This is a genomic window from Agromyces humi, assembly GCF_009720255.1.
In the GTDB taxonomy this organism is placed as follows: Bacteria; Actinomycetota; Actinomycetes; order Actinomycetales; family Microbacteriaceae; genus Agromyces; species Agromyces humi.
On the sequence record NZ_WJSP02000618.1, the window covers coordinates 1 to 1,449 of the forward strand.

General features: G+C 73.5%; 2 protein-coding genes. Both read left to right on the top strand.

The window, feature by feature from the left end; translation table 11 throughout:
- The first annotated feature begins 193 nt into the window (after window positions 1–193).
- A complete protein-coding gene (locus tag GH736_RS22915; RefSeq protein ID WP_159607320.1) occupies window positions 194–412 on the top strand; it encodes a hypothetical protein in 219 nt (72 codons plus the stop codon).
- Window positions 413–910: 498 nt separating this feature from the next.
- Entirely contained in the window at window positions 911–1,153 is a 243-nt protein-coding gene (locus GH736_RS22920) for a hypothetical protein (protein ID WP_159607322.1), read from the top strand.
- Window positions 1,154–1,449: the final 296 nt, after the last annotated feature.

Here is a 1,449-nt window from a genome sequence, read left to right on the forward strand (position 1 = left end):
TGGCGGTGGCGCTTCCGGCGATGCGGGTCACGGGTTCAGGCTAGGGCGGTTACGGGTGGCGGGGCGGGGTGGCTCGCCGTGGGACTCGCGGGGAACCGCAGCGGGTGGCCCGGGCGCAAGGGGTGCGGCGCGGCATCCGCCGCACTACCCTGTTGGGCGAACGGGCTGCAGCAACCCGGCGAGGAGGTCGAGCATGAGCGACAGCAGGAGACGCGACGACCCGAATCCGCCCGACGAGCGCGGAGTCGCCGACAGCGCGCGCGAGCAGGCGCGCCTCAAGGAGGAGCACGCCCGCGAGCTCGGCGTCGACCCGTTCTGGGAGGGCGCGAACATCACCGAGAGCGACGGTCCCGACCTCGAGGCCGGCGACGACCTCGACCTCGGCGGCGGGCACCGTACGCCGCGCGAGTAGCGGCGCCGGCGGCATCCGTCGCCTTCGCATCAGGTCCGTCACAACTTCGCGGCCTGCGGGGTCGTAGCTCGTGACAGGTCCGGTCGAGTCGTGAGAGAAGAGCGGGAGCACTGGGTTTCAGGCGGCCTCATCCCCCCATCGGAGGTAGCGCCAAGCAGACCACGGCTGGTCCCACCCGCCACCGAGACCTGATCACCACGGATGCCGCGCGGGCGGCCCGCGGCGGCGGCGCTGCGGCGTCCGCTCGGCTCGCGGCATCCGTTCTGCGGCATCCCTGCGTCGGAGGTGGCGCTGCCTCTGAGGTGCCTGGCCGGTGCCTGCCCGCCGTCTGAGGTGCCTGCCCGCTGTCTGAGGTGCCCGGCCCCCGTCTAAGGTGCCCGACCGCCCCGGGCGCGCCAGAAGATAGGGCACCCGCCCGATACGACGCCCCCACCTCAGCGAGGAATCTGATGTCAGCGGCCGGAACCCGACCGCGAAGGGCCCGAAGGGATCGGCATCATGGAACTCGCATACGGATTCGTCGCACAGACGCTCCAGACGCACGACGAGTTGGTCGCGGGGCGCCTCAACGAGCACCGACGCGCGGCGGCCGACCGCCGCGCCGACGCGGGGGAGCGGGCTGAGCAGGGCCACGGACGCGGGAACGGGAACGGGTTGGGTCAGCGACTCGGGCACGCCTTCGCCGAGTGGCGGCACGGGCGGGCGCACGACCACATCCAGGGGCTTCCGGTCGCGCACTGAGCTCGCGAGCCGACCGGCGAGGCGCCGGGTCACCGCCCAGCCCCCATCGCAGGCCGGACCTCCGCCCACCCCGCCGCGCGGAGACGGGCTGGGGACAGCCCTCGCCGCGCGTCGACGTGCAGGAGTAGCCTCCGCACATGGGACGTGCCATGGTCGCAGCGTTGCGACAGGTCATCGATGACGTCGGCGACGCCGGCGGTGACCTGCAGCCGCTCGCGACATCCGTCGGCAGCGAACTCGGCCTGGCGGCGCTCCCGCTGCTCGCGCTCGTGGGATCGCTCATCGCGGCGGTCTGC

What these genes read in the sequence shown, in the direction of transcription:
- GH736_RS22915 (WP_159607320.1), top strand. Translation starts at nt 194, where the DNA reads ATGAGCGACAGCAGGAGACGCGACGACCCGAATCCGCCCGACGAGCGC.
- GH736_RS22920 (WP_159607322.1), top strand. Translation starts at nt 911, where the DNA reads ATGGAACTCGCATACGGATTCGTCGCACAGACGCTCCAGACGCACGAC.